The organism is Saccharopolyspora sp. NPDC045941 (genome assembly GCF_056431445.1).
On sequence record NZ_JBWKKU010000023.1, the window covers coordinates 104378 to 131360 of the forward strand.

General features: G+C 71.2%; 27 protein-coding genes and 2 pseudogenes. 24 read left to right on the forward strand and 5 right to left on the reverse strand.

Annotated elements, in window-relative coordinates:
* Positions 1-56: 56 nt before the first annotated feature.
* From AC07FN_RS20350 to AC07FN_RS20380, 7 genes are all read left to right on the forward strand, one after another.
* Positions 57-734, forward strand: coding sequence for a DUF2848 domain-containing protein (locus tag AC07FN_RS20350; protein ID WP_478397006.1), 678 nt, complete (start codon positions 57-59; stop codon positions 732-734).
* Positions 735-888: 154 nt separating this feature from the next.
* Positions 889-2478 carry an ABC transporter substrate-binding protein gene (locus AC07FN_RS20355; RefSeq protein ID WP_478397007.1) on the forward strand — a complete coding sequence of 530 codons (1590 nt, stop codon included), beginning with the start codon at positions 889-891 and terminating at the stop codon, positions 2476-2478.
* The gene (locus AC07FN_RS20360) at positions 2475-3449 is read left to right on the forward strand and encodes an ABC transporter permease (protein WP_478397008.1); all 975 of its coding nucleotides are present in this window, start codon (positions 2475-2477) and stop codon (positions 3447-3449) included. Before AC07FN_RS20355 ends, AC07FN_RS20360 begins: the two co-directional genes overlap by 4 nt.
* Positions 3442-4356 (forward strand): ABC transporter permease, encoded by a 915-nt coding sequence (locus AC07FN_RS20365; protein ID WP_478397009.1) that lies wholly within the window; start codon positions 3442-3444, stop codon positions 4354-4356. The genes AC07FN_RS20360 and AC07FN_RS20365 overlap by 8 nt, the downstream gene beginning before the upstream one ends.
* The gene (locus tag AC07FN_RS20370; RefSeq protein ID WP_478397010.1) at positions 4353-5297 is read left to right on the forward strand and encodes an ABC transporter ATP-binding protein; all 945 of its coding nucleotides are present in this window, start codon (positions 4353-4355) and stop codon (positions 5295-5297) included. Before AC07FN_RS20365 ends, AC07FN_RS20370 begins: the two co-directional genes overlap by 4 nt.
* Positions 5270-5935, forward strand: a complete 666-nt coding sequence (locus AC07FN_RS20375) for an ABC transporter ATP-binding protein (protein WP_478397011.1) — start codon at positions 5270-5272, stop codon at positions 5933-5935. Before AC07FN_RS20370 ends, AC07FN_RS20375 begins: the two co-directional genes overlap by 28 nt.
* A 66-nt stretch (positions 5936-6001) precedes the next feature.
* On the forward strand, positions 6002-6160 hold the full coding sequence (locus AC07FN_RS20380; protein ID WP_165968129.1) for a hypothetical protein: 159 nt from the start codon (positions 6002-6004) through the stop codon (positions 6158-6160).
* Positions 6161-6301: 141 nt separating this feature from the next.
* Here the strand turns inward: AC07FN_RS20380 and AC07FN_RS20385 are convergent, their stop codons facing one another.
* Complete coding sequence (locus AC07FN_RS20385) at positions 6302-7591, reverse strand: hemolysin family protein (protein ID WP_478397012.1); 1290 nt, start codon at positions 7589-7591, stop codon at positions 6302-6304.
* A gap of 122 nt (positions 7592-7713) precedes the next feature.
* Between AC07FN_RS20385 and AC07FN_RS20390 the strand changes: the two genes are divergently transcribed.
* Positions 7714-8106 carry a glyoxalase superfamily protein gene (locus AC07FN_RS20390; RefSeq protein WP_478397013.1) on the forward strand — a complete coding sequence of 131 codons (393 nt, stop codon included), beginning with the start codon at positions 7714-7716 and terminating at the stop codon, positions 8104-8106.
* Positions 8107-8142: 36 nt separating this feature from the next.
* Here AC07FN_RS20390 and AC07FN_RS20395 read toward each other — a convergent pair whose 3' ends face one another.
* The gene (locus AC07FN_RS20395) at positions 8143-8823 is read right to left on the reverse strand and encodes a YqeB family protein (protein ID WP_478397014.1); all 681 of its coding nucleotides are present in this window, start codon (positions 8821-8823) and stop codon (positions 8143-8145) included.
* 322 nt (positions 8824-9145) lie between these two features.
* Entirely contained in the window at positions 9146-10417 is a 1272-nt protein-coding gene (locus tag AC07FN_RS20400; RefSeq protein ID WP_478397015.1) for a M14 family metallopeptidase, read from the reverse strand.
* Positions 10418-10622: 205 nt separating this feature from the next.
* On the opposite strand from AC07FN_RS20400, the gene hisD reads away from it, so the two are divergent.
* The 5 genes from hisD to AC07FN_RS20425 all read left to right on the forward strand — a co-directional run bounded on the left by hisD (position 10623) and on the right by AC07FN_RS20425 (position 16299).
* Positions 10623-11939 carry a histidinol dehydrogenase gene (gene hisD, locus AC07FN_RS20405; protein WP_478397016.1) on the forward strand — a complete coding sequence of 439 codons (1317 nt, stop codon included), beginning with the start codon at positions 10623-10625 and terminating at the stop codon, positions 11937-11939.
* A 28-nt stretch (positions 11940-11967) separates the two neighbouring features.
* Positions 11968-13086 (forward strand): histidinol-phosphate transaminase, encoded by a 1119-nt coding sequence (locus AC07FN_RS20410; RefSeq protein WP_478397017.1) that lies wholly within the window; start codon positions 11968-11970, stop codon positions 13084-13086.
* Positions 13083-13700, forward strand: a complete 618-nt coding sequence (hisB, locus tag AC07FN_RS20415) for an imidazoleglycerol-phosphate dehydratase HisB (RefSeq protein WP_132485576.1) — start codon at positions 13083-13085, stop codon at positions 13698-13700. Before AC07FN_RS20410 ends, hisB begins: the two co-directional genes overlap by 4 nt.
* 306 nt (positions 13701-14006) lie before the next feature.
* A complete protein-coding gene (locus AC07FN_RS20420) occupies positions 14007-16097 on the forward strand; it encodes a phosphocholine-specific phospholipase C (protein ID WP_478397018.1) in 2091 nt (696 codons plus the stop codon).
* 28 nt (positions 16098-16125) lie between these two features.
* The gene (locus AC07FN_RS20425) at positions 16126-16299 is read left to right on the forward strand and encodes a hypothetical protein (RefSeq protein ID WP_452637016.1); all 174 of its coding nucleotides are present in this window, start codon (positions 16126-16128) and stop codon (positions 16297-16299) included.
* 59 nt (positions 16300-16358) lie between these two features.
* On the opposite strand, the gene AC07FN_RS20430 is transcribed toward AC07FN_RS20425, so the two are convergent.
* On the reverse strand, positions 16359-17729 hold the full coding sequence (locus AC07FN_RS20430) for a cation:dicarboxylate symporter family transporter (RefSeq protein ID WP_478397019.1): 1371 nt from the start codon (positions 17727-17729) through the stop codon (positions 16359-16361).
* 144 nt (positions 17730-17873) lie between these two features.
* Here AC07FN_RS20430 and AC07FN_RS20435 point away from each other — a divergent pair, with 144 nt between their 5' ends.
* Both AC07FN_RS20435 and AC07FN_RS20440 read left to right on the forward strand, forming a co-directional pair.
* On the forward strand, positions 17874-19499 hold the full coding sequence (locus tag AC07FN_RS20435) for a sensor histidine kinase (RefSeq protein ID WP_478397020.1): 1626 nt from the start codon (positions 17874-17876) through the stop codon (positions 19497-19499).
* Positions 19496-20176: a response regulator gene (locus tag AC07FN_RS20440; protein WP_478397021.1), complete on the forward strand. Its 681-nt coding sequence runs from the start codon at positions 19496-19498 to the stop codon at positions 20174-20176. Before AC07FN_RS20435 ends, AC07FN_RS20440 begins: the two co-directional genes overlap by 4 nt.
* A 254-nt stretch (positions 20177-20430) precedes the next feature.
* On the opposite strand, the gene soxR is transcribed toward AC07FN_RS20440, so the two are convergent.
* A complete protein-coding gene (soxR, locus tag AC07FN_RS20445; RefSeq protein WP_478397022.1) occupies positions 20431-20889 on the reverse strand; it encodes a redox-sensitive transcriptional activator SoxR in 459 nt (152 codons plus the stop codon).
* A gap of 84 nt (positions 20890-20973) precedes the next feature.
* On the opposite strand from soxR, the gene AC07FN_RS20450 reads away from it, so the two are divergent.
* The 9 genes and pseudogenes from AC07FN_RS20450 to AC07FN_RS20490 all read left to right on the forward strand — a co-directional run.
* On the forward strand, positions 20974-21678 hold the full coding sequence (locus tag AC07FN_RS20450; RefSeq protein ID WP_478397023.1) for a thiamine pyrophosphate-dependent enzyme: 705 nt from the start codon (positions 20974-20976) through the stop codon (positions 21676-21678).
* Positions 21678-22601, forward strand: a complete 924-nt coding sequence (locus AC07FN_RS20455; RefSeq protein WP_478397024.1) for a transketolase family protein — start codon at positions 21678-21680, stop codon at positions 22599-22601. Before AC07FN_RS20450 ends, AC07FN_RS20455 begins: the two co-directional genes overlap by 1 nt.
* A gap of 57 nt (positions 22602-22658) precedes the next feature.
* The gene (hisH, locus tag AC07FN_RS20460; protein ID WP_358576508.1) at positions 22659-23288 is read left to right on the forward strand and encodes an imidazole glycerol phosphate synthase subunit HisH; all 630 of its coding nucleotides are present in this window, start codon (positions 22659-22661) and stop codon (positions 23286-23288) included.
* On the forward strand, positions 23285-23485 hold the full coding sequence (locus tag AC07FN_RS20465; RefSeq protein WP_452618529.1) for a hypothetical protein: 201 nt from the start codon (positions 23285-23287) through the stop codon (positions 23483-23485). The genes hisH and AC07FN_RS20465 overlap by 4 nt, the downstream gene beginning before the upstream one ends.
* A gap of 32 nt (positions 23486-23517) precedes the next feature.
* Positions 23518-24249 (forward strand): bifunctional 1-(5-phosphoribosyl)-5-((5-phosphoribosylamino)methylideneamino)imidazole-4-carboxamide isomerase/phosphoribosylanthranilate isomerase PriA, encoded by a 732-nt coding sequence (gene priA / locus AC07FN_RS20470; protein WP_478397025.1) that lies wholly within the window; start codon positions 23518-23520, stop codon positions 24247-24249.
* 79 nt (positions 24250-24328) lie between these two features.
* Positions 24329-25102, forward strand: coding sequence for an imidazole glycerol phosphate synthase subunit HisF (hisF, locus tag AC07FN_RS20475; protein ID WP_478397026.1), 774 nt, complete (start codon positions 24329-24331; stop codon positions 25100-25102).
* Complete coding sequence (hisI, locus tag AC07FN_RS20480; protein WP_452618532.1) at positions 25099-25440, forward strand: phosphoribosyl-AMP cyclohydrolase; 342 nt, start codon at positions 25099-25101, stop codon at positions 25438-25440. The genes hisF and hisI overlap by 4 nt, the downstream gene beginning before the upstream one ends.
* Before the next feature lie 343 nt (positions 25441-25783).
* Positions 25784-26083 (forward strand): annotated as a pseudogene (locus AC07FN_RS20485) (helix-turn-helix domain-containing protein); the annotation flags it as partial.
* Between the two features lie 83 nt (positions 26084-26166).
* Positions 26167-26983 (forward strand): annotated as a pseudogene (locus AC07FN_RS20490) (IS30 family transposase); the annotation flags it as partial.

The following is a 26983-nucleotide window of genomic DNA, read 5'->3' on the forward strand; positions in this document are numbered from 1 at the left end:
GGGGTACTGTGATACACCAAATGTATACAACCAGTATGCGGACGTTGGAGGACATCTTGTTTCCACTGAGTTTCGATGTCAACGGCGAGCTCGTCGAGGTGCCGGTGACGGCCCTGCTCAACGGCGGCTACGCCGGGCGCAGCCAGGAGGACGTCGCGGCGCACGTCGCCGAGCTGGCCGAACTCGGTGTGCCCGCGCCGACGAAGACCCCGTGCCTCTACCCGGTCGCGCCCTACCTGGCGATGCAGGCCGACGAGGTGCCCGCGCAGCACGAGCGCACCTCGGGCGAGGCGGAGTGGGCGCTGGTCGTCGCCGGCCCCGAGGAGCGGGACGTGCTGCTGACCGTGGCCTGCGACCACACCGACCGGGCGCTGGAGGTGCACGGCGTCGCGTGGAGCAAGCAGGCCGGCCCGGACGTGCTGGGCCGCAAGGCCTGGCGGCTGGTCGACGTCGCCGACCGACTCGACGAGCTGACGCTGACCGCGTGGGCCGACGGCGAGGTGATCCAGCGGGGCACCCTGGCGGAGCTGCTCACGCCCCAGTTCTGGCTCGACGACCTGCGCGAACGCGGCCTGCTGAAGCCGGGCACCGTGCTGCTGTCGGGCACCATCCCGATGGACGCCGCCGTCGACCAGTTCGCCGGTTCCTGGCGGGTCGAGCTCGGCGACCCGAAGACCGGCGACGTCATCGCCTGCGAGTACCGGGTCAGCCGGATGCCCGAGCCGGTGGCGTGAGCCCCCGCTTTCGCGCGAAATCGTCGCCCCGCGTGCGGGAAGCCGGCGATTTCGCGCGAAACCGCCACCGGCGCGGCGGGTCCGGTTGCGCCGACCTGGCGAGCAAGATCTCAGGTTATTGAGAAGTACTTGCAATAGCACTTATTGTTCGGGAGTGCTGAATCGTCGTGCCTTCTTCGTCGCCGTTCCGGTCGCCCTGGGCCTGCTCGGGGCCGGTTGCGCCGCGCCCTCCGCGCCGGGCACCGGCGATCCCGGGTCGATGCTGCTCGCCGACGGCTTCGAGCCGGAGAGCCTGAACCCGCTACTGGGCTACGGCGTGGAAGGCGCCGCGAAGTTCTACGACGGGCTGCTGGCCTTCGACGGCCAGGCCGCGCTGCGCCCGGCGCTGGCCAGCGAGGTGCCGCAGTCCACGCCGGATGCCAAGACCTGGACGGTCAAGCTCCGCGACGGCGTCCGCTTCCACGACGGCACGGCCTTCGACGCCGACGACGTCGTCGCCACCTACCGGGCCGCGATCGACCCGGCCTACGCCTCGACGGTCTCGTCGGACTTCGACATGCTCGCCGGCGTCCGCGCACTCGACCCGCACACCGTGCAGTTCGACCTGAAGATCCCCTACGCGGCCTGGCCGTCGAAGCTGGTGCTCGGCATCGTGCCGAACGAGCAGCTCGCCGAGCCCAAGCCGCAGGAGAGCTCGCCGCTGAACACGAAGCCGGTCGGCACCGGCCCCTACAAGCTCGTCGAGTGGCGCCAGGGCGACCAGATGACCTGGGAGGCCAACGCCGACTACTGGGGCGGCGCGCCCGCGATCGGCAAGGTCACCGTCGTCTTCGCCAAGGACGACAACACTCGCGCCCAGCGCCTGTCCGCCGGCGAGTTCGACGGCACCGTGCTGCCGCCGGTGCTGGCCGAGAGCGTCGGCCGCGACGGGTACCGGACGGTGCACCACAGCACCGCCGACTACCGCAGCATCGCGCTGCCCAACGAGCACCCGGTCGCCGGTGATCGCGCCGTCCGGCAGGCGCTGAACCTCGCGGTCAACCGCGAAGGCATGATCCGGGCACTGCTGGGCGGGCACGGGAAGCCCGCCTACGCCCCGATCCCGGAGTCGATGGGCGCGAACTACGAGCCCGCCGCCCGGTTCGACTTCGACCCGCAGCGCGCCGCGAAGGTGCTCGACGACGCCGGCTGGCGCGTCGGCGGCGACGGCATCCGGGAGCGGGGCGGGGTCCGCGCCGAGTTCACGGTGATGTACTTCGCCGACGACAGCCTGCGCAAGGACTTGGCCCGCGCGTTCGCCTCGGACGCCAAGGCGATCGGCATCCAGGTCGAGCTCGCCGGGGTGGACCGCTCGGCGGTGGCCGGGCGGCTGGCCACCGACGGGATCGTGCTCGGCGGCGGGAACCCGATGGACCCCGACCCGCAGGCCTACGCCAGCCTGCACTCCTCGGTCATCGGCACCGGCACGTACAACAACCCCGGCAAGTACCGCAACGCCGAGGTGGACGCCGCGCTCGACGGCGGCCGCCAGGAGCTCGACCCGGCCAAGCGGGCGGAGTTCTACAAGCAGGCGCAGCGCGCCTACGTCGCCGACCCGGGCCTGGTGTACCTGGCGTTCATCGACCACAGCTACGTGATGCGCGACGGCAAGTGGTCCGGCTACCAGCCGCCCGTCGAGCCGCACGTGCACGGGACCACCTGGGGCCCGTGGTGGAACATCGAGACCTGGAAACCGCAGGCATGAGCCGCGCGATCGGCCGCCTGGTGCTGCGGCGGATCGGGTTCGCGGTACCGGTGCTGGTGATCGTCGCGTTCGGGATCTTCCTGCTCGCCGCGGCATCCCCGTTCGACCCGATCCACCAGTACTACGGCGTGGAGATCTTCGGCGCGTCGGCCGCCGACGTCGCCGCGGTGCGGGCCCGGCTGGGGCTCGACGAGCCCGTGCTGGTGCAGTTCTGGCAGTGGGCCACCGGCGTGTTCGGCGGCGATCTCGGCGTGTCGCGCTCGTTCCGGCAGCCGGTCGCGCAGGTCGTCGCGGAACGGCTGCCGTGGACGATCCTGCTGGCCGTGACCGGGCTCGCGCTGGCCGTGGTGATCGCGCTGGTGCTGGGCACCGTCGCGGCGTGGCGGCAGGGCGGCTGGATCGACCGGTTCGTCACCGCCATCGGCCACGCGCTGGAGGGCGTGCCGCCGTTCGTGCTGGCGCTGCTGTCGATCGCGGTGTTCTCGCTGGGCCTGGGCTGGCTGCCGGTGGCGGGCCTGACCGACGCGGGCACCGCGGTGTCGTTCGGGCAGGTCGCGAAGCACCTGGCGCTGCCCGCGCTGGTGCTGGGCATCTCGCAGTCGCCGTGGCTGGTGCTGCACGTCCGGCAGTCGATGCTGACGTCGCTGTCCGAGGACCACGTGACCGGGGCGCGGGCGCGCGGCCTCGCGGAACGCGTCGTCGTGCTGCGGCACGCGCTGCCGACCGCGCTGCTGCCGTTCGTCACGCTGATCGGCGCGCGGGTTCCGGAGCTGGTCACCGGGGCGGTGCTGGTCGAGGAGGTCTTCTCCTGGCCGGGCCTGGCCGCGGCCGTCGTCACCGCCGCGACTGCCGTCGACTACCCGCTGCTGGCGATCCTGACGCTGGTGGCCACGGCGGCAGTGCTGCTGGGCTCGCTGCTCGCCGACATCGCCGCGATCGTGCTCGACCCGAGGGTGGCCGCCGATGGCTGACGAATCCGTGCGCGGCACCGCCGCCCGTCCGTCCACATCGGCCGGTCCGTGGCGCGCCGCGGGGCGCGGGCGCGCCGGGACGCCCCGCGCCCGGCCCAAGGCCCGGCTGTGGGTGTCGCTGGGCGGCCTCGCGCTGCTGGTGCTGGCCGCGATCGCGGTGCCCGCGGTGTTCGGCAGCGAATCGGTGCGCTACGACTCGATCAGGCTCGCGCCGGGCCCCGCGCACCCGTTCGGCACCGACTCCGGCGGCCGGGACCTGTTCGTGCAGTCGCTGGCCGGGCTGCGGATCTCCTTGCTGGTGGCCGGGATCAGCGCCGTCGTGTCCACAGTGCTCGGTTCGCTGGTGGGCGCGATCGCGGGCAGCACCGGCGGCTGGCCGGACCGGCTGCTGATGCGCCTGGTCGACACCGTCAACTCGGTGCCGCACCTGCTGCTGGGCATCGTGATCGTCGCGCTGTACCGGGGCAGCCTGGTGGCGGTGATCCTGTCCATCGCCCTCACGCACTGGACGACGGTGGCGCGCATCGTGCGCTCGGAGGTGCTGTCGCTGCGGCAGCGGCCGCACATCGACGCGGCGATCGCGGGCGGCTCGTCGCGGTGGCGGATCCTGCGGCGGCACCTGCTGCCCGCGATCGTGCCGCAGGCCGCGCTGTCGGCGGTGCTGCTCGTGCCGCACGCGGTGTGGCACGAAACCGCGCTGAGCTTCCTCGGCCTCGGCCTGCCGCCGCACCTGGCCAGCATCGGCAACATCCTCGGCGACGGCCGGGAAGCGGTGCTGCTCGGCGCGTGGTGGATCGTGCTGTTCCCGTCGGTGCTGCTGGTGCTTACGACGCTGGCGGTGTCCGGGCTGGCGGCCACCTGGCGCGACCGGGTCGTGCCGCGACGGCGATCGGAGTTGGCGCTGTGAGCGAACCGCTGCTCGAACTGGACCGGCTCTCGGTGCGGTTCCTGCTGGGGCGCGGGACCGAGGTGCGGGCCGTGACCGACGCGACGCTGCGGCTGCGCCCGGGCCGGGTGCTCGCGCTGGTCGGGGAGTCCGGCTGCGGCAAGTCGGTGCTGGCCTCCGCGCTGCTCGGCCTGCTTCCCGGCAACGCGCAGGTGCGCGGCGAGGCCGTGCTCGCCGGCGGCATCGAGCTGCTGGCCGCGCCGGAAGCGGTGCTGGCCGGGCAGGTCCGCGGCCGGCATGTCGGCCTGGTGCCGCAGTCCGCGGGCACCCACCTGACCCCGGTGCGGACCGCGCGCAGCCAGCTCGTCGAGGCGATCCGGGCGCTGGACGGCGCGGCCGGGCCGGACGAGCTCGCCGAGCGCGTCGGGCTGGACCCCGCCGACCTGGACCGGTACCCGCACGAGCTCTCCGGCGGGATGGCGCAGCGGGTCGCGGTGGCGCTGGCGCTGGCCGGTGACCCGCGGATCATCCTCGCCGACGAGCCGACCGCCGGTCTGGACCGGCCGCTGGTGCACCGCACCGTGGACCTGCTCGCCGAGGCCGCCGCCGAGGACCGCGCGGTGCTGCTGATCACCCACGACCTCGCGGCCGCCCGCCGGGTCGCCACCGACGTCGCGGTGATGTACGCCAGCCGGATCGTCGAGGCGGGCCCCGCGGAGCAGGTGCTCGCCGAGCCCTGGCACCCGTACACCGCGGGGCTGCTCGGCGCGCTGCCCGACGGCGGCTTCCAGCCGATCCCGGGCCATCCGCCGGCCCTCACCGAGTTGGCCCGCCTCGAACAGGAATGGGGTTGCGTGTTCTGCCAACGCTGTCCGGACGTGCCCGGATTCGGGCCCTGCACGGGAGATCCGGAACTGCTCGAACTCGGCGACCGGTGGGTCGCCGCGCACCCGCCGTGCTGAGCGCGACCGGCCTGGTCGCCGGCTACCGGCGCGGCGAACCGGTGCTCGACGGCGTCGACCTGGACCTCCCGGCCGGTGCGGTGGTCGGGCTGGCCGGGCCGAGCGGGTGCGGGAAGTCCACGCTGGCCAGGGTCCTCGGGCTGCTGCACGAGCCGTGGTCCGGGCGGGTGGTGCTCGACGGCGAACCGGTCACCGGCTTCCGGCACGCGACGCCGCGGGCGCAGCGGACCGCGATCGGCATCGTGTTTCAGCATCCGCGGCCCGCCGTGGATCCGCGCTTCACGCTGCGCGAGATCATCGCCGAACCGCTGCGCGCCAACGGCGCCGACGGCGACGTCGGCGAGCTGGCCGACGAGGTGGGGCTGACCGCGGAGCTGCTGTCGCGGCGACCGCACGAGGTGAGCGACGGCCAACTGCAGCGGGCCTGCCTGGCGCGGGCGCTGGCGCTGCGGCCCGAGTATCTGATCTGCGACGAGATGACCGCGATGCTGGACGCGTCGACCACGGCGGCGCTGGTGCGGGTGGTGAACCGGCGCGTCGAGGAGCACGGCGCCGGGGTGCTCGCGATCAGCCACGACGAGGACCTGCTGGGGCATTGGGCGGTGCACGTGGTTCGCCTCGGCGGCGGGGCGATATGACATGGTGGGGCGAACGCGGTCGCGGGGGACCGCCCGGCAAGTGACGACGGACCCTAGGAGTCGACGTTGAGCGAGGGCGAAGGCACGACCTTCATGCAGTGGCGGGAACGGGCCCAGACCGAGGTCCGCGACGACCGCCCCAAGATGCGGGCGCTCATGATCACCGCGGCGGTCGTGGTGGTCATCGGGATCGTCGTGGGATCCCTCTTCCTGCTGCTGTCCTGACCCGGATGTCCGCAATTTCAATGGAAATTGGACCTCTGATTTCCATTGAAATTGCGGGAGTTGTCCACAGCCTCCGGCGTGTCGTGGTCCGACTCGCCGGAGGTTCGCAGTTTCAACTGAAACTGCGAACCCCGGCACGGGTCACTGCTCGTCGGGGAGCTTCGTGACCAGCAGCCGGGAGACGCGGTGGCCGTCCATCGTGCGGACCGTGAATCGGTGCCCCAGGGCCTCCAGGGAGTCGCCCTCGGCCGGGACGCGGCCCAGGCGGCTGACCACGAAACCCGCCACCGTGTCGTAGGGGCCGTCGGGCAGCGCGATCCCGGTCTGCTGCTCGAAATCGGCGCGGTGCAGCAGGCCGTCGGCCTCGAAGCTCCCGTCGCCCTTGGGACGCACCGGCGCGGCGCTGGGGTCGTACTCGTCCCAGATCTCCCCGACGACCTCCTCCACGAGGTCCTCGACGGTGACGATGCCCGCGGTCCCGCCGTACTCGTCGATCACCACGGCCAGGTGCCCGCCGCGCCGCCGCATCTGCGACAGCGCGGCCAGCACCGGCTTGCTGGCCGGCAGCGCTGTCACCGGCCGGGTCAGGTCGCCGACCGTGCGCGCCTCGTGGCCGCCGTGGGTCGTGGCGAGCAGGTCCCGGACGTGGATGAACCCGACGATGTCGTCGGCGGTGTCCCGGATGACCGGGTACCGCGAGTGCGGCTTGCCCGCCACCTCGGCGATCGCCTCCGGCAGCGGCGTGGTGCGGTCCAGGAAGTCGACCTCGGTGCGCGGCACCATCACCTCGGCGAGCACCCGGTCGGTGGCCTTGAACGCGTCGCTGAGCAGCCGCCGCTCCTCGATGGTCAGCTGCTCGTTGGTGCGCACCATGTCGCGCAGTTCTTCCTCGCTGACCTTGTCCGCGTCGGCGCGCGGATCGATGCCCATCAGCCGCACCACCGCGTTGGTGGACTTCGACAGGAACCAGATCAGCGGCCGGAACAGCGTCGCGAGCCGGTCCAGCACACCGGCGGTGACCAGCGCGACGCCCTCGGACTTCTGCAACGCCAGCCGCTTGGGCGCGAGCTCGCCGAGCACCAGCGACAGGTACGAGACGAACAGCGTCACCAGCACCAGGGCCACCGACGCGGCGAGGCCGATCGGCAGGCCCCACCCGGCCAGCATCGGTTCCAGGCGCACCGCGATCGTCGCGCCGCCGTAGCTGGAGGCGAAGAACCCGGCGAAGGTGACGCCGATCTGCACCGCGGAGAGGAACCGGTTGGAATCGGCGCGCAGCTTGGCCACCCGGGCGCCGCGCCGGTCGCGTTCGGCGAGCTTGCGGACCTGGCTCTCGCGCAGCGACACCAGCGCGATCTCGGCGGCCGCGAAGTAGCCGCCGAACAGCACGAACAGCAGCACCAGCGCGAGGTTCCAGACGACACCGTCCATCTTCCGATTGTTCCACCAGCGGCGGACGCGAGCCTCCGGCGATCGCTGCCGAAAACGCGCGATCGGCTGCGGCCCGCGACGCCGACGGCCATGATGTGATCAGCCGAACGGGAGGAGCATTCATGGTCGTCCAGGGCATCAGCAAGGTCGTCGTTCCGGTGCGCGACCAGCAGCGCGCGAAGCGGTTCTGGTCCGAGGCAGTGGGCTTCACCGTCACCACCGACGCCCCGTACGACGACGAGGGCAACCGCTGGGTCGAGGTCACCGCGCCCGACGGCGTTTCGACGCTGATCTTGAGCGCCAGCGAGACCGACCAGGCGATCTTCCCGGTCTACGACGGAGTTCCGTCGGCCACGTTCTTCCTGTACGCCGACGACATCGAGCAGACCTACCGCGAGCTGTCGGCGAAGGGCGTCGAGTTCTCGGAGCCGCCGGTCCGGCAGCCGTGGGGCTGGTGGTCGACGTTCCTGGACAGCGAGGGCAACCGCGTCACCCTCCAGCAGGCTCGTGAGTGAGAATTCGGGCTCCTAGCGGATGAATCGCTCACGAGCTCAGCTGGTGGCGCGCCAGTACTGGTGCTTCTTCTCGTCGCGCACCAGGATTCCGTGCTGGGCGATCTCGGTGCGCAGCAGTGCCGCTTCCTTTCGGTCGCGCTTGCGGAGCGCGCGGTCGCGGGCCGCCATCAGCGCGTTGATCCGCAGCGGCAGTTCCGGGGTGTCCTCGACCCACCGGGCGTAGTGGCCGGCGAACGGGTCCTTCTCCCGCCACGGGTAGCCGTGCTCGACGAACGCCCGGCGCAGCTTCGTCCAGTCCAAATCGGACGGTTGCCGGGCCTGCTCGGCGCCGGATTCGTCCAGCACCACCAGGTGTTTGCGGTCGAGGAACACGGAGCCGATCTCGTCGCGCGCGATGTGCTGAGCCGAGCTGCCGACGGCCAGCGTCACCCGCTCGGGCTCGACGGTGACGGTCAACCGCTCCTGCGCCATAAGCCCGGCGAAGCCGAGCCCGATGATCAAGCCGATGGCGACGGCGCCGACGGTGCCCCACGGATCGGGCACCGACGCGGCGAGCTCGAAAACGCCCTGGAACGGAGCCCACGGCAGCCCGGCGACCCAGCCCGCCGCCATCCGCAGCAGCCAGATCAGCAGCGCGCCCAGCAACGGGCAGATGAGCCAGGTGCCGTGCCGGATGAATCGGTGCTCGGCCACGGTGGTGGCAGGTTCGGCGGCCATACCGCCATTATCCAAATGGCTGTTTCCAGGCTCGGTTTGCGTGGCGGTGCGGGTGGCGGCCCCCTGCGGGAGTTGCTGCGGTCTTCTCGCTGTGGGATCCCCGACATCATGAATGCCAATTCGCCACGTCGGGGCTGTCCTCGCTGGGAGAACCCCGGAGGGGTGGGCACCGTGAACCCGCGGCGGTGCAAGGTGCGTAGGTGGGCTAAGCGGCTGCGCCGCTTCAGGACGAAGACCAAATCGGCCTCGGCCGGGAGCCGCCCGGTAGGAGGAAGGGCCCGGGGTGCCGTGGCACCCCGGGCCCTTTTCCCCTCTCACCGGATCAGGCGCCTGCCTCGCGGATCAGGATGTCCACCGCCGCGTCGTTGCGGGCGGTCTCCTTCTCGATCACGTCGTCGGGCGGGTAGAACCCGTCGATGCCGCCGCCGTTGGCCGGGTACATCTCGAAGGTGTAGGCCAGGATCTTGTGCTGGCTCCACATCCAGTCCAGGCTGTCGCCGTCGGTGACGTAGAGGTCGCTGGACTGCTGCGGGGTGTAGCCGTTGCTCTGGGCCATCTCGCCGCCGACCCGCGCGAACCGGTCGTACTCCTCCTGCGTCATGTCCTCGGTGACGTCGTCGCTGGTGTGCCCGAAGGGCCACAGCACGAGCTCGGAGTAGGTGTGGAAGTCGATCGCGGCCTTGATCTGCTGGGCGCCACCGACCACCCGCGAGTCGATGAAGTCGCGCATCGCCGCGGTCTCCGGCGCCGACCACTCGGCCGTGCCCCGGTAGGTCTCGCCGTTCGGGTCGTCATCGGAGCCGCCGCAGCAGCCCCACTTGTAACCCCAGTTGCGGTTGAGGTCGGTGCCGGCGTCCTGCCGGTTCTTGCGCCAGCCCTGGAACTGGCCGGACTCCACGTCGTAGGACGAGCCGTCCGGGTTGACCACCGGGATGATCCAGATCTCCCGGTTGTCGACGGCGTCCTTCACGGCCTGGTCGCCCGCGTAGTCGTCGGTGAACCGGTTGGCGATGCGCAGGCACATCTCGGTGGTGAGGTGCTCGCGGGCGTGCTGGTTGCAGTTGAACAGCACCTCCGGCTCGTCCTCGTCCTGGCCGACGTTGTCGCTGATCTTCAGCACCGGGATGTCGCGGCCCTCGAAGGACTTGCCGATGCTGGACTTCGACGCGATGTCCGGGTGGTCCTTGACCACGGTGTCGAGCTCGGCGTTCATCTCGTCGAGGTTGTGGTAGCCCTCGTACCCGGGCGGGAAGTCACCGGGCACCTGCTGCGCCTGCGCCGGGTTGATCCGCTTGAGCGCGTCGGCGACCTTGGTCTCGTCGTTGAGCACGAAACCGGCCGCCCGCAGCTGCTCGGCCTGCGCCGGTGTGGCCTCCACGGTGGCCACCGCGCCGGACACCGCGATGACCTGGGCGCCGGTGCGGTTGATCTCGGTTCGCGTCTTGCTGTCGGTGTTGGGAACGGTGTAGGTGGCCAAGTCCTGGGCGGCGGTCGCCCCGGTCGGCTCCGCGGACACGCTGGCCTGGATCGGGGCCAGCAGGACCAGGCACGCGGCTGCCGCCACGGTCACTGCCTTGCGCCGTGAGCTGAACATCGGGTCTCCGATCGATCACTGGTGGTGATGTTGGCAGGTTCTAGGAGACGCCCGATGTTGGCAACCCACTGGCGAACAATGGTCTGCCGTTGACGTTTTCCCATTCCGCGCGCGTCCCGGGTGACCTGCGACCGGGTTCGGGGACGGCGGGGCCCGGCGGCGATTACCCTGGTCGGTGTAGCCCCCGGGTATTGGAAGGACGCACATGCTCACCCGTACCGACCTGCGCGGTCGCGTTCCGTCCACCGTCGAGCTGCGCGCGACGCTGCCGCGCGCCGAGATGGACGTCGAGCACGTGCTGCATCGGGTCCGGCCGGTGATCGAGGCGGTCCGCGACCGCGGGGTGGCGGCCGTCCTGGAGTTCACCGAGAAGTTCGACGCGGTTCGACCGGAACGGGTGAAGGTGGCGGCCGACGAGCTGCGGCGCGCCCTCGACGAGCTCGACCCGGCGGTGCGCGCGGCGCTGGAGGAGTCGATCGCCCGCGCCCGCAAGGTCCACGACGACCAGCGGCGCACCGACACGACCACGCAGGTCGTGCCCGGCGGCACGGTCACCGAGCGCTGGGTGCCGGTCGCGCGCGTCGGCCTGTACGCGCCGGGCGGCCTGGCGGTCTACCCGTCCAGCGTGGTGATGAACGTCGTCCCGGCGCAGGCCGCCGGGGTGGAGTCGCTGGTGGTGTGCAGCCCGCCGCAGGCGGAATTCGGCGGCCTGCCGCACCCGACGATCCTGGCCGCCGCGCAGCTGCTCGGCGTCGAAGAGGTCTGGGCGGTCGGCGGCGCGCAGGCGGTGGCGCTGCTGGCCTACGGCGGGCACGACACCGACGGCGCCGAGCTGGTGCCGGTGGACATGGTGACCGGGCCGGGCAACGTGTACGTGACCGCCGCGAAGCGGCACCTGCGCAGCCTGATCGGCATCGACTCGGAGGCCGGGCCGACCGAGATCGCGGTCCTCGCCGACGCCACCGCCGACCCGGTGCACGTGGCCGCCGACCTGATCAGCCAGGCCGAGCACGACACGCTCGCGGCGAGCGTGCTGGTGACCACCTCCGAAGAGCTGGCCGACGCGGTCGACGCCGAGCTGGAGCGCCAGGTGGCGCAGACCAAGCACGTCGAGCGGATCGGCACCGCGCTGGCCGGCGTGCAGTCCGGCTGCATCTTGGTGTCCACTGTGGAGGACGGGATCCGGGTGGTGGACGCGTACGCCGCCGAGCACCTGGAGATCCAGACCGCGGACGCCGAAGCGGTGGCCGCGCGGGTGCGCAACGCGGGCGCGATCTTCGTCGGCCCGTACGCGCCGGTGTCGCTGGGCGACTACTGCGCGGGCTCCAACCACGTGCTGCCCACCGGCGGCTGCGCGCGGCACTCGTCCGGCCTGAGCGTGCAGAGCTTCCTGCGCGGCATCCACGTGATCGCCTACAGCGAGCAGGCGCTCCGCGACGTCGCGGACCAGGTGGTGGCGCTGGCCAACGCCGAGGACCTGCCCGCCCACGGCCAGGCGGTCACCGCCCGCTTCCCCCGCTGAGCGCCCGGAACAACCGAAGGTAGAACCCATGAGTGACGTGCCCGGCGCCGACACGACGCTGGCCGACCTGCCGTTGCGGGACGATCTGCGCGGCCGCAGCCCCTACGGCGCGCCGCAGCTGGACGTCTCGGTTCGGCTCAACACCAACGAGAACCCCTACCCGCCGCCGCAGGAACTCGTCGACGACGTGACCGCCGCGGTGCAGGAGGCCGCGACGGCGCTGCACCGCTACCCGGACCGTGACGCCAAGGCGCTGCGCGCCGATCTCGCCGCCTACCTGACCAAGGCCACCGGTGTCGCGCTGGCGACCGAGAACGTGTGGGCGGCCAACGGTTCCAACGAGGTCCTGCAGCAGATCCTGCAGGCATTCGGTGGGCCGGGGCGCACGGCGCTCGGCTTCGAACCGTCGTACTCGATGCACCCGATCCTGTCCGCGGGCACCCGCACAGACTGGGTGCCGGCGCCGCGCCGCGACGACTTCAGCCTGGACGGCGCGCAGGCCGCCCGCATCGTCGCCGAGAAGCAGCCCGGCGTGGTGTTCGTGACCAGCCCGAACAACCCAACCGGGCAGTCGGTGTCGCAGGACGACCTGCGCGCCGTCCTCGACGCCGCGCCCGGCGTGGTCGTGGTGGACGAGGCCTACGCCGAGTTCTCCGCCCGGCCCAGCGCGATCGAGCTGATCCGCGAGTACCCGGCGAAGGTGATCGTCAGCCGCACCATGAGCAAGGCGTTCGCGTTCGCCGGCGGCCGGCTCGGCTACCTGGCGGCCGCCCCGGCGATGATCGACGCCCTGCTGCTGGTGCGCCTGCCGTACCACCTGTCGGTCGTCACCCAGGCCGCCGCGCGGGCCGCCCTGCGGCACGCCAAGGCCACCCTCGGCTCGGTGCAGGCGCTCATCGACGAGCGCGAGCGGGTCGTGGAAGCGTTGCGGGAGCAGGGTTTCTCGCCGGTGCCCAGCGACGCCAACTTCGTCCTCTTCGGACGGTTCGCGGACGCGCACCGCGCCTGGCAGCGCTACCTGGACGCCGACGTGCTGATCCGCGACGTCGGCATCCCCGGCCACCTGCGGGTCACCATCGGCACGCCGGAGGAGAACGACGTCTTCCTGGCGGCGAGCAAGGTCGTGAGCGAGGAGATCAGCAAGTGACATTCCAGCCCGGGACCCGCATCGGGCGGGTCGAGCGCACCACCAGGGAATCCTCGGTGCTGGTCGAACTCGACCTCGACGGCACGGGGCAGGTCGACATCGACACCACGGTGCCGTTCTACGACCACATGCTCACGGCGCTGGGCACCCACGCGGCCTTCGACCTCAAGGTGAAGTCGACCGGCGACACCCACATCGACGCGCACCACACGGTGGAGGACACCGCGATCGTGCTCGGCCAGGCGCTGCGCCAGGCGCTCGGCGACAAGAAGGGCATCCGCCGCTTCGGCGACGCCTGGATCCCGATGGACGAAACCCTCGCGCACGCGGCGGTGGACGTCTCGGGCCGCTCGTACTGCGTGATGACGGGCGAACCCGAGCAGTACAACAGCTTCACGATCGGCGGGAACTACCCGTTCGTCCTGAACCGCCACGTGTTCGAGTCCCTGGCGTTCCACGCCCAGATCAACCTGCACACCAGGGTCATCCACGGCCGCGACCCGCACCACATCGCGGAAGCCGAGTACAAGGCGATCGCCCGAGCCCTCCGCGCGGCGGTCGAACCCGACCCCCGCTTCACGGGCGTGGTCCCGTCCACGAAGGGCGCCCTGTAGGCGCGAGTCTTTTCTAGAGGGGCGCCGTCGACCGGCTGAATCGGTCGAGGGCGCCTCTTCTTGTTGGTACGACAGTGCGGAGAGTACATTGATCAGCACTCTCCGCGCGGGGGCGGCTGCTCCGCGAGGCGGATGAGCGCGGCGTCTCACCGATCAGGAGCGCGCCCGCTTCGGCCTCGCCTGATCACCACGGTCCGTGGTGTTAGGAATGCCTACCGTTGCGCCGTTTGGCTGACGTCGGTGGTTCACCGTTGCGTCACTGCGGGTCTTACGCCGCTTGGCTTTCTTCGGTGACGATGTCCGCTCGTGACTGAGGTTTCTCGACGTCGGGTGTTGGCCGGGGCCGCTGGTGTGGCCGGTGGCGTTGCCGCCGCCTCGCTGCTGCCGCCCTCGCTGCACCAGGCCATGGCGAAGCAGGTTCCCCAGGGCGGTTTGGACGCTGTCGAGCACGTCATCGTGCTCATGCAGGAGAACCGCTCCTTCGACCACTACTACGGCACGCTGCGCGGGGTTCGCGGCTACGGCGACCGGTTGCCGTTGCAGCAGCCCGATGGGCGGTCCGTCTTCCAGCAGCCCGCCATCGGCGGTGAGGTGCTGCCGTTCTCGCTGCGGCAGGGCGCCGAGCGCGAGGGGCGGCCGGTTTCCGACATCCAGTACCTCGGCGACCTCGACCACAGCTGGGGCGGCAGCGGCAAGGCCTGGGCCGGCGGCTGGAACAACGACTGGGTCGCCGCGAAGACCTCCGCCACCATGACCTACTACGAGCGGCAGGACATCCCGCTGCAGTACGAGCTGGCCGACACCTTCACCATCTGCGACGCCTACCACTGCTCGGTCTTCGGCTCCACCAACCCGAACCGGAACTACCTGTTCTCCGGCACCACCGGCTACGAGCCGGGCACCACCAAGCGGGCCGTCACCAACGCCGCCTACAGCTACGACCACGCCGGCTACGAGTGGACGACGTACCCGGAGCGGCTGGAGAAGGCCGGGGTGCCCTGGCAGATCTACCAGGAGTGGGACAACTTCACCGACAACTCCGTCGAGTACTTCAAGACCTTCAAGGCGATCGGTCGCAAGATGCTCGCCGCGGTGGACGGCGAGTTCCGCACCACCGAGGAGTTCTACACCGCGCTGTTCGACAAGCCCGCCCAGGAGCAGCAGCGGCTGCTCAAACAGCTGGAGGCGGGCCGCGATGCGCTGACCGACGCCGAGCGCAGCCTGTTCGACCGCGCGATGTACCGCAGCAGGCCGGGCACCCTGGTCGAGCGGCTCCGCGCCGACATCGAGGCGGACCGGCTGCCGAAGGTGGTGTGGCTGGTTCCGTCCGCTGTGGACTCCGAGCACCCGGGCAGCTCCACGCCGGTCGGCAGCGCCAACCTGATCTACGAGGTGCTGGACGCGATCGCCGACCCGAAGATCTGGTCGAAGACCGCGCTGCTGCTCAACTTCGACGAGAACGACGGCTTCTTCGACCACGTGCCGCCGCCGGTGCCGCCGAAGCCCGGATCCGGCGAGGGCGACGACTACTTCGAGGGCCGGCCGATCGGCCTCGGCCCGCGGGTGCCGATGACCGTGGTATCGCCGTGGACGGTCGGCGGCTTCGTCAACTCCGAGGTCTTCGACCACACGTCGGTGCTGCGCCTGCTGGAGCGCTGGACGGGCGTGCAGGAGCCGAACATCAGCTCCTGGCGGCGCACCGCGTGCGGCGACCTGACCTCGGTGTTCGACTTCGAGAACGCGGCGAAGCCGCCGAAGCCCGCCGAGCCGGGCCCGGTGCCGGAGCCGATCGAGCGCTGGCACCCCAAGCCGCCGGCGGAGCAGGCGCTCCCGCTGCAGGAGCCGGGCCGCAGCCCGGCGCGGGCCCTGCCGTACCAGCCGCAGGTCTCCGCCGCGCTGAACGGGGAAGCGGTGGCGCTGCGGCTGGGCAACGCCGGCGCCGGATCGGCGCACTTCGCGATCTACGCGTACGCGGGCGAGCTGCCCGGACCGTCCCATGTGGACGTTCGCGGCGAGCAGGTGGTCAACGTGCCGGCGAAGGAGGAGTACCGGCTCGCGGTGCAGGGGCCGAACCGGTTCTGGTTCGAGCTGAGCGGCTCCCGCGAAGGCAAGGCCGCGGGCCTCGACGTGCGGACGAATCCCGACGCCCGCACCGGCGGCCTGTCCCTGGAACTGCGCAACAGCGGCGCCGAGCCGATCACGGTGCGCCTGCGAGCCCTGGGCTACGCGCCCGGTGAGCAGCGCGAGGTCCGGCTCGCCGCGGGCGGCGCGGAGTCGGTGGCGTGGCCGACGGACCAGGGCTGGTACGACGTCGAGGTGACGGCCGCGCAGGACCGGTCGTTCCGGCGCCGGGCCACCGGCCGCGTCGAGAACGGAGCCCCGGGCGTCACCGGCTGAGCCCGCGCCCCTCGGTACGCTGGCCGGGTTGAGGGGAGTGGTGATGCAGAGCTACCTGCCGATCATCCTGCTGGCCGTCGCGGGTTTCCTGATCGGCGGCGTCTACGCGACGTGGAAGACCGCCCGGTTCTTCGCCGTGGTGCTCGCGGTCGCCGCGCTGATGGCCACCGCCGGCGGCATCGGCTGGATGATCTACGGCTGAGCCTGAACGCGCGAAGGGCGCCCCCGACCGAGCCGGGGGCGCCCTTCGTCTGTGGAGCGTCAGATCTTCGCCGTGACGGGTTCCTTCTCGGGCTCGTCGCCCTCGCTGGTCGCGCCGCCGTGGCCCTCGTCCACGAAGGACTGCTCGTTGAACGGGCTTCCTCCCGAGAACACCTGCTGCATCTGGCCGCGGTCGATCTCCTTCGTCCACGCGCCGATGAGGACCGTCGCCACCGCGTTGCCCGCGAAGTTCGTCAGCGCCCGCGCCTCCGACATGAACCGGTCGATGCCCACGATCAGGCCCACGCCGTCCAGCAGCTCTGGCCGGTGCGACTGCAGGCCGCCCGCCAGCGTCGCCAGCCCGGCGCCGCTGACACCAGCCGCGCCCTTCGAGGCGATCATCATGAACAGCAGCAGCCCGACCTGCTCGCCCAGCGACAGCGGGTCGCCCATCGCGCTCGCGATGAACAGGGACGCCATGGTCAGGTAGATCATGGTGCCGTCCAGGTTGAACGAGTAGCCGGTCGGCACCGTGATGCCCACGACCGGCTTGCTCACCCCGAGGTGCTCCATCTTCGCGATCAGCCGCGGCAGCGCGGCCTCCGACGACGAGGTGGACACGATCAGCAGGAACTCGCGGCCCAGGTAGCGCAGCAGCGAGAAGATGTTGACCCGCGCGAACAGCCACAGCACCGGGCCCAGCACCAGGAACACGAACAGCACGCACGTGATGTAGAAGCCGAGCATGATCACGGCCAGGCCCTTGAGGGCCTGCACGCCGGTCGCGCCGACGACCGCGGCGATCGCGCCGAACGCGCCCACCGGCGCCGCCCACATGACCATCGCCAGCATCTTGAACACCAGCCGCTGGATGTGCTCGATGCCGCGCAGGATCGGGGTGCCCTTGTCGCCCATCGCCTGCAGCGCGAAACCGGCCAGCAGCGCCACCAGCAGCGTCTGCAGCACCTGTCCCTCGGTCAACGAGGACACCAGGGTGTGCGGGATGATCCCGAGCAGGAAGTCCGTGGTGCTCTCGGCGCCCTCACCGGCCTGCTGCACGCCCTGACCGCGCAGCGATTCGGTGATGTGCAGGCCCTCGCCGGGGTGCAGCACGTTGCCCACCAGCAGCCCGATGATCAGCGCCACCACGGACATGATCATGAAGTACGCCAGCGCGAGACCGCCGACCTTGCCGACCTTGGCGGCCTTCCGGACACCTCCCACGCCGAGCACGATGGTGCAGAAGATGACCGGCGAGATCATCATCTTGATCAGGTTGACGAACCCGGTGCCCAGCGGCTTCAGAGCCTTGCCGAGGTCGGGCGCGAGGAAGCCGACCGCGATGCCGGCCAGCACGGCGACGATCACCGCGATGTACAGGTAATGCGTTCGATCCCGACGGCGTGTCTGCGCAGCGTCTTTGCTTGCCACTGTTGCACTCCTACTGGGCTACCGGGTCACACTCGTACCAGCCGTGTCCCAGGTCACGGTCCGGCCGGGAGAGACTATCTGCGCCGGGTATCGTCGGCGTCACGCTTCTGTTCATTGTGTTCACATCTCCGACACGGATCCGTGATGCCCACCGCCGATGACCGGAACTGGTTCGGCCGCGTCCGGCCCAGCTGGAGCCTGGCCCGCCAGCTCTTCGTGCTGCAGGTGGTCGTGGTCGCCGTCGTCGTCCTCGCCGGTGCCGTGCTGGCCTGGTACGACGCGGGCCGGCGCAACGACGACGCGGCCACCGAGAAGGTCGTCGCGGTGGCCCGCACGCTCGCCGCGCAGCCCGCCGTCCGGGACGGCCTGACCGCGCCGAACCCGACCGCCACGTTGCAGCCGCTGGCCGAACGCGTCCGGTCGGAGACCGGGGTCGACTTCATCACGATCATGTCCCCGGCGGGCATCCGCTACACGCACCCCGACCCGGCGCAGATCGGGCAGCGGTTCCTCGGGCACATCGAGCAGGCCCTCGCCGGGGAGGTGTTCACCGAGACCTACACCGGCACCCTCGGCCCGTCGGTGCGCGCCGTGGTGCCGGTCTACGACGACGCGCACCGGCTGGTGGGCCTGGTGTCGGACGGCATCACGGTGCGGATGCTCACCGCCGAGCTCAGCGAGCGGGTCACGGCGCTGGTCGTGGTCGCGGCGGCCGCGCTGCTGGTCGGCGGGCTGCTGACCTACCTGGTCAGCGCCCGGATGCGGCGCCACACCCACGGGCTGCGCCCCGCCGAGCTCAGCCGCATGTACGAGTACCACGACGCGATCCTGCACGCGGTGCGCGAAGGGCTGCTGCTGGTGGCGCCCTCCGGGCGGATCACCCTGTGCAACGATGGGGCCGCTGTGTTGCTCTCGCTGGATCCCGTCGAAACCGAAGGCAGGCACGTGTCCGAGCTCGGCCTGCCGGTGTCCCTTGTGGACACCCTCGCGGCGGGGCGGGCGGTGCGCGACGAGGTCCACCTGACCGACGACCGCGTGCTGCTGGTCAACGTTTCGCAGATCCGCAGCGGCGATCGCGACCTGGGCACCGTCGTCACGCTGCGGGACCACACGGAGCTGCAGGCCCTCAGCGGCGAACTCGACTCGATGCGGGGCTTCGCCGAATCGCTGCGCTCCCAGGCCCACGAGTCGGCGAACCGGCTGCACACCGTGGTCTCGCTGATCGAGCTGGGCCGCGCAGAGGAGGCCGTCGCGTTCGCCACCGACGAGCTCCGGCTCGCCCAGCAGCTCACCGATCGCGTCGTCGGCGCGGTCGGCGAGCCGGTGCTGGCGGCGGTGCTGCTGGGCAAGAGCGCCGAGGCGGGGGAGCGCGGCGTGGAGGTCGTGCTCGGCGCGGGCACCGAGATCGACGACGTCGACCTGGAGCACATCGACTCCCGCGACCTGGTGACCATCCTCGGCAACCTGATCGACAACGCCGTCGAGGCGACGCTGGAGGGCTCGCGCCCGAGCGTCGAGGTGACCATCCGGTCCACATCGGACGGTGTGCTGATCCGGGTCGCCGACAACGGGCCGGGCGTCGACCCGGACAGCGCCCAGCGGGTCTTCCAGCGCGGCTGGTCGACGAAGGAGGACGGCCGCGGGCTCGGGCTCGCGTTGGTCGGGCAGAGTGTGCGCCGCCACCGGGGCGCCATCGAGGTGCACAACGACGGCGGCGCGGTGTTCACCGTCCGGTTGCCCGGCCGAGCGGGGACGGACGTGGCGCGGTGATCTCGGTCCTGGTAGTCGAGGACGATCTGCTGGTCGGCGAGGCGCACGAGGCCTACGTGAACAGGCTCGACGGGTTCGCGGTCGCGGGCCGGGTCCGCACCGGGCAGGCGGCCCTGCGGTTCGTCGAGCGCACCGCGGTCGACCTGGTGCTGCTGGACCTGCGGCTGCCCGACATGGACGGCCTGCAGGTCGCGCGGGCGCTGCGCACCGCGGGCAGCAACGCCGACGTGATCGCGGTGACATCGGCCCGTGACCTCAAGGTCGTCCGCGCGGCGGTGTCCAGCGGAGTGGTGCAGTACCTGCTGAAGCCGTTCACCTTCGCGGCGATGCGGGAGAAGCTGGAGCACTACGCGCGGTTCCGGGCCAGCCTCGACGACGACCGGGAAGTCAGCAGCCAGGCCGAGATCGACCGGGCGTTCTCCGCGCTGCGCGGCGTCGACCGCGCGGAGCTGCCGAAAGGCATGAGCGAGGAGACGCTCGCGGCGGTCGTCTCTGCGCTGCGCGCCGACCCCGACGGCGCCCCGGCGGGAACCGTGGGCGAAGCCGCGGGGGTGTCCAGGGTGACGGCCCGCAGGTACCTCGAATACCTGGTCAACAACGGCATGGCCGACCGCCGCCCGCTCTACGGCGCGGTCGGCCGGCCGGAGATGGCGTACCGCTGGATCGGCGAAGCCTGACCGGAGGCCCGGGCCCGGCCCGGCCAGGTGTGCGGGTACGGGCGACGGAACCAGGAGACCGTCCCGAACGCCGCAATTTCCATTGAAATCGAACCTTCGATTTCAATGGAAATTGCGGACCACCGGTGTACCGCACCCCCGACACGCCGAAGGATGTGGACAACCCCGGGTGCCTGTGGACAACTTCCGCAATTTCAATGGAAATTGGACCTTCGATTTCCATTGAAATTGCGGCAACACGTGGCGCGGGGTGGTCAGGTGCGGTCAGCCGCCGGGCGCAGGAGCGGCGCGCCGGGGCCGAATTCGGCGAGCTTGTCGTCGGCGTTGTGCAGCGTGCAGAGGCGCAGCGACAGGCAGCCGCAGCCGATGCAGCCGGTGAGGCGGTCGCGCAGCCGTTGCAGGCCGTCGATGCGCGCGTCCAGCTCGTCGCGCCACCGGCGCGACAGCCGCGCCCAGTCCGCCTTGGTCGGAGCGTGGTCGTCCGGCAGCGTCGCCAGCGCCTCGGAGATCTGCTCCAGGCTCAGGCCGACGCGCTGCGCGGAGCGGACGAACGCCAGCCGGCGCAGCACCGAACGGTCGTAGCGGCGCTGGTTCCCGGAGGTTCGGGTGGTGGCGATCAGCCCTTTCTGCTCGTAGAAGCGCAATGCGGTCTGGGCGACACCGCTGCGGTGGGCCACCTCTCCGATGGTCAGTAGTTTCGGTAGCTTCGACACGTCCGCCAGGTTACCGAAAACTTAGACCAAAGTGCAGGTATTTCCGCTTGACTTCGAGTGCGCTTGAAGTTCCACCCTGGTCGCATGACGATCACCGCACCGAGGGCCGGGTTCGGATACGCCGATCTTCGCCCGCTGATGAGCGAAATGACCGGCGACGAGAAGCATTCCGCCGCCGCCACCTCGACGCTGGACGTGCTGTGGGTGCTCTACGACCAGATCCTGTCGGTCGACCCGCGACGTCCCGACGACCCGGACCGCGACCGCTTCCTGCTCTCCAAGGGCCACGGCCCGATGGCCTTCTACGCCGTGCTGACGGCCAAGGGCTTCCTCGACCCGGCGGAACTCGCCCGCTTCGGCGAGTTCGACTCCCGGCTCGGCTTCCACCCGGACCGCGTCCTGGCACCCGGCGTCGAGATCGGCAGCGGCTCGCTCGGTCACGGCCTGCCGCTCGGGCTCGGCGTTGCGCTCGGCCTGCGCGCCCAGGGTCGCACCGGGCCGCGCGTCGTGGTCCTCGTCGGCGACGCCGAACTCGACGAGGGCAGCAACCACGAGGCGATCCAGGTCGCCGGCCGCTGGGGGCTCGGGCAGCTGACCACCGTCGTGGTGGACAACAGCTCCTCCAGCACCGGGTGGCCGGGCGGCATCGCCGACCGCTTCGCTCGCGAGGGCTGGGCCGCGCACACCGTCAACGGCCGCGACCACGCCGAACTCCGCGCGGCGCTGGCCGACACCCACCCGGACCGCCCGCTCGCGGTGGTCGCCCAGGTCGAACCCAAGGAGCTGTGATGACCGCACCGACCACCGAAACGGCCGCCCCGACGATGCGGGAAGCGTTCGTCGACACCGTCACCGAAGCGCTCGACACCGATCCGCGGGTCGCCCTGGTGCTGGCCGAGATCTCCGCCGACCGCTTCGTGGACGCCGCCGCCCGCCACCCGCGGCGGGTGCTCAACGTCGGCATCCGGGAGCAGGCGCTGGTGAGCGTGGCCGGCGGGCTGGCGCTGACCGGGCTGCGGCCGGTGCTGCACTCGATCACGCCGTTCCTGGTGGAGCGGCCGTTCGAGCAGCTCAAGCTCGACCTCAATCACCAGGGCGTCGGTGCCGTCGTGGTCAGCACCGGCGCCTCCTACGACTACCCGACCGCGGGCCGCACGCACATGGCCCCCGGCGACGTCGCGCTGATCGACACGCTGCCCGGCTGGACCGTGCAGGTGCCCGGCCACCCGGCCGAGGTCTCGGCGCTGCTGCGGTCGGCGATGGACACCGACGACCTCGTCTACCTGCGGCTCTCCGAGCAGGTCAACGCCGAGCCGCTGGTGACGGGGCCGGGCTGGCACACCGTCCGGCGCGGCAGCCGGGGCGTCGTGCTCGCCGTCGGCCCGATGCTCGGGCCGGTCCTCGCGGCGACGGCGACGCTCGACGTGACCGTGCTCTACACCGCCACCATCCGGCCGTTCGACGCCGGCGGACTGCGGGAGGCAGTGCGGGCGGCGACCGCCGACGTGGTGCTAGTGGAGCCCTACCTGCGCGGCACGTCGACGCACGAGGTCAACGACGCGCTGGCCTACACCCCGCACCGGGTGCTCGCGCTGGGCGTTCGCCGCGACCTGGAACTGCGGGCCTACGGCACCGCCGAGGAGCACGATGCGGCGCACGGCCTCGGCCCGACCGGTATCGGCGCGGCAGTGCGGTCGTTCCTGGCGGGGTGACCTGCGCGGCTGCCGCCCGCGACGTGGGCCGATGCGTCCGGGCGGTAGCCTGGGCGCGTGGCACGAGTCGTCATCTTGGACTACGGATCAGGCAACCTCCGCTCCGCCGAACGCGCGCTCGAGCGCGCCGGGGCCGACGTCGAGGTCACCGCCGACCATCGTGCCGCGACCGAGGCCGACGGCCTGGTCGTGCCCGGCGTCGGGGCCTTCGCCGCGTGCATGGAGGGCCTGCTCCACGTCGGCGGCGACAAGATCATCGACCACCGGCTGGCCGGCGACCGCCCGGTCCTCGGGATCTGCGTGGGCATGCAGGTGCTCTTCGATGAGGGCGTCGAGCACGGCATGCAGGCCAACGGCTGCGGCCAGTGGCCGGGCACCGTCGAGCGGCTGCACGCCGACGTCCTCCCGCACATGGGCTGGAACGACGTGCAGTCGCCGGAGGGCAGCACCCTGTTCGCCGGTATCGAGCCGGGCACCCGGTTCTACTTCGTGCACTCCTACGGCGTCCGCAAGTGGCAGCTGCCGGCGTCGGAGACGATCGCGCCGCCGCTGGTGACCTGGGCCGAACACGGCGAACCGTTCGTCGCCGCGGTGGAGAACGGGCCGCTGACGGCCACGCAGTTCCACCCGGAGAAGTCCGGGGAGGCGGGCGCACGGCTGCTGCGGAACTGGCTGGGCAGCCTGTGACCCGCCGGGGCGGCCTGCTGGGGCCGACGGCGGTGCGGGTGATCGCGCTGGTGCTCGCACTCGGGATGATCACCGGGATCGGCGCGCCCTACCTGCTGCAGGCCGGGGTGCCGCTGTGGGCGGTCCTGATGCTCGTGCTGATCGTCCTCGCGGTGCCCGTCGTCGCGGTCGTCCGCTCCGAGCGCAGCCGCCGGTGAAGGGGCCGAAGCCCTGGCAGTAGGGTTGGGGCGTGACTTTCACGCTGCTTCCCGCTGTTGATGTCGCCGACGGTCAGGCGGTCCGCCTGGTGCAGGGCGCTGCCGGTACCGAGACCTCCTACGGTGACCCGTTGGAGGCCGCGCTGGCCTGGCAGCGCGCGGGAGCCGAGTGGATCCACCTGGTCGACCTGGACGCCGCGTTCGGCCGCGGCTCGAACCGGGCGCTGCTTGCCGAGGTGACCGGCAAGCTCGACGTGCAGGTGGAGCTCTCCGGCGGCATCCGCGACGACGCCTCGCTGGAGGCCGCGCTGGCCACCGGCTGCGCGCGGGTCAACCTGGGCACCGCCGCGCTGGAGAACCCGGAGTGGGCGGACCGGGTGGTCGCCGAGTACGGCGAGCGGGTCGCGGTCGGCCTGGACGTGCGGATCACCGAGCAGGGCCACCGGCTGGCCGCGCGCGGCTGGACCAAGGACGGCGGCGACCTGTGGGAGGTGCTGGCCCGGCTCGACGCCGCCGGCTGCCGCCGCTACGTGGTCACCGACGTCAGCAAGGACGGCACCCTGCAGGGGCCGAACATCGCGCTGCTGCGCGAGGTCTGCGCCCGCACCGAGGCGCCGGTGATCGCCTCCGGCGGTGTGTCCAGTGTGGACGATCTGGTGGAGCTGTCGAAGCTCGCGCCGGTCGGACTGGAGGGCTCGATCGTCGGGAAGGCCCTCTACGCCCAGAACTTCACCCTCGAAGAGGCCCTCGCCGCGGTGCGCTGACGCCCGCTGGAGTGCGGGTGCGCTCAGGATTGAACGCCCCATCCACCGCGCCGCGCGGCCGTGTCTCTACCCTGGGGACATGGCCGTTGCGGTGCGTGTGATCCCCTGCCTGGACGTCGATCAGGGGCGGGTCGTCAAGGGTGTCAACTTCACCAACCTCCGGGATGCCGGCGACCCCGTGGAGCTCGCCCACGCCTACGACGCGGAGGGCGCCGACGAGCTGACCTTCCTCGACGTCACGGCGTCCTCGTCGGACCGCGAGACCACCTTCGACGTGGTGCGGCGCACCGCCGAGCAGGTCTTCATCCCGCTGACCGTCGGTGGCGGCGTGCGCAGCACCGACGACATCAACCGGCTCCTGCGCGCCGGGGCGGACAAGGTCAGCCTGAACACCGCCGCCATCGCCCGGCCCGAGCTGCTCAGCGAGGCGTCGCAGCGCTTCGGCGCGCAGTGCGTGGTGCTGTCCGTGGACGCTCGGCGCGTGCCGGAAGGCGGTCAGCCGACGGCGTCCGGCTTCGAGGTCACCACGCACGGCGGCCGGCGCGGCACCGGCATCTGCGCCGTGGAGTGGGCCGCGAAGGGCCAGCAGCTCGGCGTCGGCGAGATCCTGCTGAACTCGATGGACGCCGACGGCACCAAGGCCGGCTTCGACCTGGAGATGATCCGCGCGGTCCGCGAGGTCGTCGACGTGCCGCTGATCGCCAGCGGCGGCGCCGGCGCGGTCGAGCACTTCGCGCCCGCGGTGCGCGCCGGGGCAGACGCGGTGCTGGCCGCCAGCGTGTTCCACTTCGGACAGTTGAAGATCGGCGAGGTCAAGGACGCCATGCGGGCGGAAGGGATCACTGTTCGATGAGCGGTCTGGACCCGGCGATCGCGGCCCGGCTCAAGCGCAACGCGGAGGGCCTCGTCGCGGCGATCGCGCAGCAGCGCGGCACCGGCGAGGTGCTGATGATGGCGTGGATGGACGACGAGGCGCTGCACCGCACCCTCACCACCCGCCGCGGCACCTACTACTCCCGCAGCCGCCGGCAGTACTGGGTCAAGGGCGAAACCTCCGGCCACACCCAGCAGGTGCACGAGGTCCGCCTGGACTGCGACGGCGACACGATCCTGCTGGTGGTCGACCAGGAAGGCGCGGCCTGCCACACCGGCGACCGCACCTGCTTCGACGCCGACGTCCTGCTCAAGTAACCGCAGTTTCAATGAGGTTTTTCCAACCGCGTTTTGCGTGGCGGTGCGGGTGGCGGAACCTCAGAGGCTCCCTGGACTGTGGGTGCCCCTCCTGATGTATGTCCAATAAACGGCGTCAGGGCCGTCCTCGCCAGGAAGCCTCTGAGAACCCGCGGCGGTGCGGGTGTCGTAGGTGGGTTATGCGCCTGCGGCGCATGCGACAGCTCATCGACGTGTGGCTTTGCGACCCGCGGCTGCGGGCCGACCAGGATGAAAAACGCTCAATTGAAACTGTTCACCGGGACCGATTCGGTGGGTGCCAGTTTCAATCTTGGTCTCAAGGGGTCGGTGCAACACCTCTGGAATGATCTTGGTGGAGGTGTTGCGGGTGTCGGTCGCGCGGCGGTGTGCCGATGAGGTGTGGCGGCTGTGGCAGGAGGGATACGGTCAGCGGGAGATCAGTCGTGAGCTGGGGATTTCACGCAAGTCCGTGAGCAGGATCGTGGCGCCGGCGGGCGGGATCCCGCCCGCACCACGCCGACGGGCGGTGAGGGCGTTGAGTTTCGCCGAACGGGAGGAGATCTCCCGGGGGCTTTCAGCAGGGAAGTTCCTGCGGGAGATCGCCCGCGAGCTGGGCCGGGACGTGTCGGTGATCTCGCGGGAGATCAACCGCAACGGCGGGCGCCGGCGTACCGGGCAGCCGAAGCCGACCAGGCTACGTGGCAGCGGGCAAAGCGGCCGAAGACACCGAAACTGGCCGGGAACCCGCAGCTGGCCGCAGTGGTGGCCGACGGACTGGAGCAGCGGTGGGCGCCGCAGCAGATCGCTGCCACACTCCGCCGGGACTACCCGAATGACCCGGAGATGCAGGTGTCCCACGAAACGATCTACCAAAGCCTGTTCGTCCAGGCCAAAGGCACCCTGAAAGCGGAACTGACCCAATACCTGCGGCGCAAGCAGCGCCAGCGGCGGCCCCGCGCGGCCACGGCCCGGGCCGCGAACAACACAAACGGGCGTGGGCAGATCCCCGACCGGGTGCCGCTGTCGGCGCGCCCACCGGAGGCCGCCGACCGGGCCGTGCCCGGTCACTGGGAAGGCGACCTCATCCTCGGCTCCCACGGCGGTGCCGTGGTCACCCTCGCCGAACGCCACTCCCGCTACCTGCTGCTGCTCGCCCTACCGAACGGCAAGACCGCCGAGGCCGTCCGCGACGCCCTCGCCCACGGCATCACCCGGCTACCCGCCCTCCTCGACCACGACCTGCGTCACCATTTCCGGCTCAATCCCGCCGCGCCCCGGAAATCCGCGGTCGAGTTCCCGCCACATTTGTCCATACAGGACATGTGGAAATCGGTGGCGTGGGATCAGGGCAAGGAAATGTCCCAACACGCCCGCTTCACCGCCGACACCGGCGTGCCGGTCTACTTCTGCCCGCCCGGCCAGCCCTGGCTACGCGGCACCAACGAGAACACCTATTGGTTCATGATGATCAACGCCGGGCTTCTTCGACGGGAGAGGCTTCGGTCGGGCCGTTGGGTGACTCGGAGAACACGTGCCGCAAGGC

Excerpts from the sequence above, each read along its gene's own strand:
- hisI (WP_452618532.1), top strand. The coding sequence starts at position 25,099 with ATGAGCGGTCTGGACCCGGCGATCGCGGCCCGGCTCAAGCGCAACGCG.
- hisD (WP_478397016.1), top strand. The coding sequence starts at position 10,623 with ATGCTCACCCGTACCGACCTGCGCGGTCGCGTTCCGTCCACCGTCGAG.
- AC07FN_RS20400 (WP_478397015.1), bottom strand. The coding sequence starts at position 10,417 with ATGTTCAGCTCACGGCGCAAGGCAGTGACCGTGGCGGCAGCCGCGTGC.
- AC07FN_RS20455 (WP_478397024.1), top strand. The coding sequence starts at position 21,678 with ATGACCGCACCGACCACCGAAACGGCCGCCCCGACGATGCGGGAAGCG.
- AC07FN_RS20435 (WP_478397020.1), top strand. The coding sequence starts at position 17,874 with ATGCCCACCGCCGATGACCGGAACTGGTTCGGCCGCGTCCGGCCCAGC.
- AC07FN_RS20385 (WP_478397012.1), bottom strand. The coding sequence starts at position 7,591 with ATGGACGGTGTCGTCTGGAACCTCGCGCTGGTGCTGCTGTTCGTGCTG.
- hisF (WP_478397026.1), top strand. The coding sequence starts at position 24,329 with ATGGCCGTTGCGGTGCGTGTGATCCCCTGCCTGGACGTCGATCAGGGG.
- AC07FN_RS20365 (WP_478397009.1), top strand. The coding sequence starts at position 3,442 with ATGGCTGACGAATCCGTGCGCGGCACCGCCGCCCGTCCGTCCACATCG.
- AC07FN_RS20410 (WP_478397017.1), top strand. The coding sequence starts at position 11,968 with ATGAGTGACGTGCCCGGCGCCGACACGACGCTGGCCGACCTGCCGTTG.
- AC07FN_RS20395 (WP_478397014.1), bottom strand. The coding sequence starts at position 8,823 with ATGGCCGCCGAACCTGCCACCACCGTGGCCGAGCACCGATTCATCCGG.
- AC07FN_RS20360 (WP_478397008.1), top strand. The coding sequence starts at position 2,475 with ATGAGCCGCGCGATCGGCCGCCTGGTGCTGCGGCGGATCGGGTTCGCG.
- AC07FN_RS20390 (WP_478397013.1), top strand. The coding sequence starts at position 7,714 with ATGGTCGTCCAGGGCATCAGCAAGGTCGTCGTTCCGGTGCGCGACCAG.
- AC07FN_RS20450 (WP_478397023.1), top strand. The coding sequence starts at position 20,974 with ATGACGATCACCGCACCGAGGGCCGGGTTCGGATACGCCGATCTTCGC.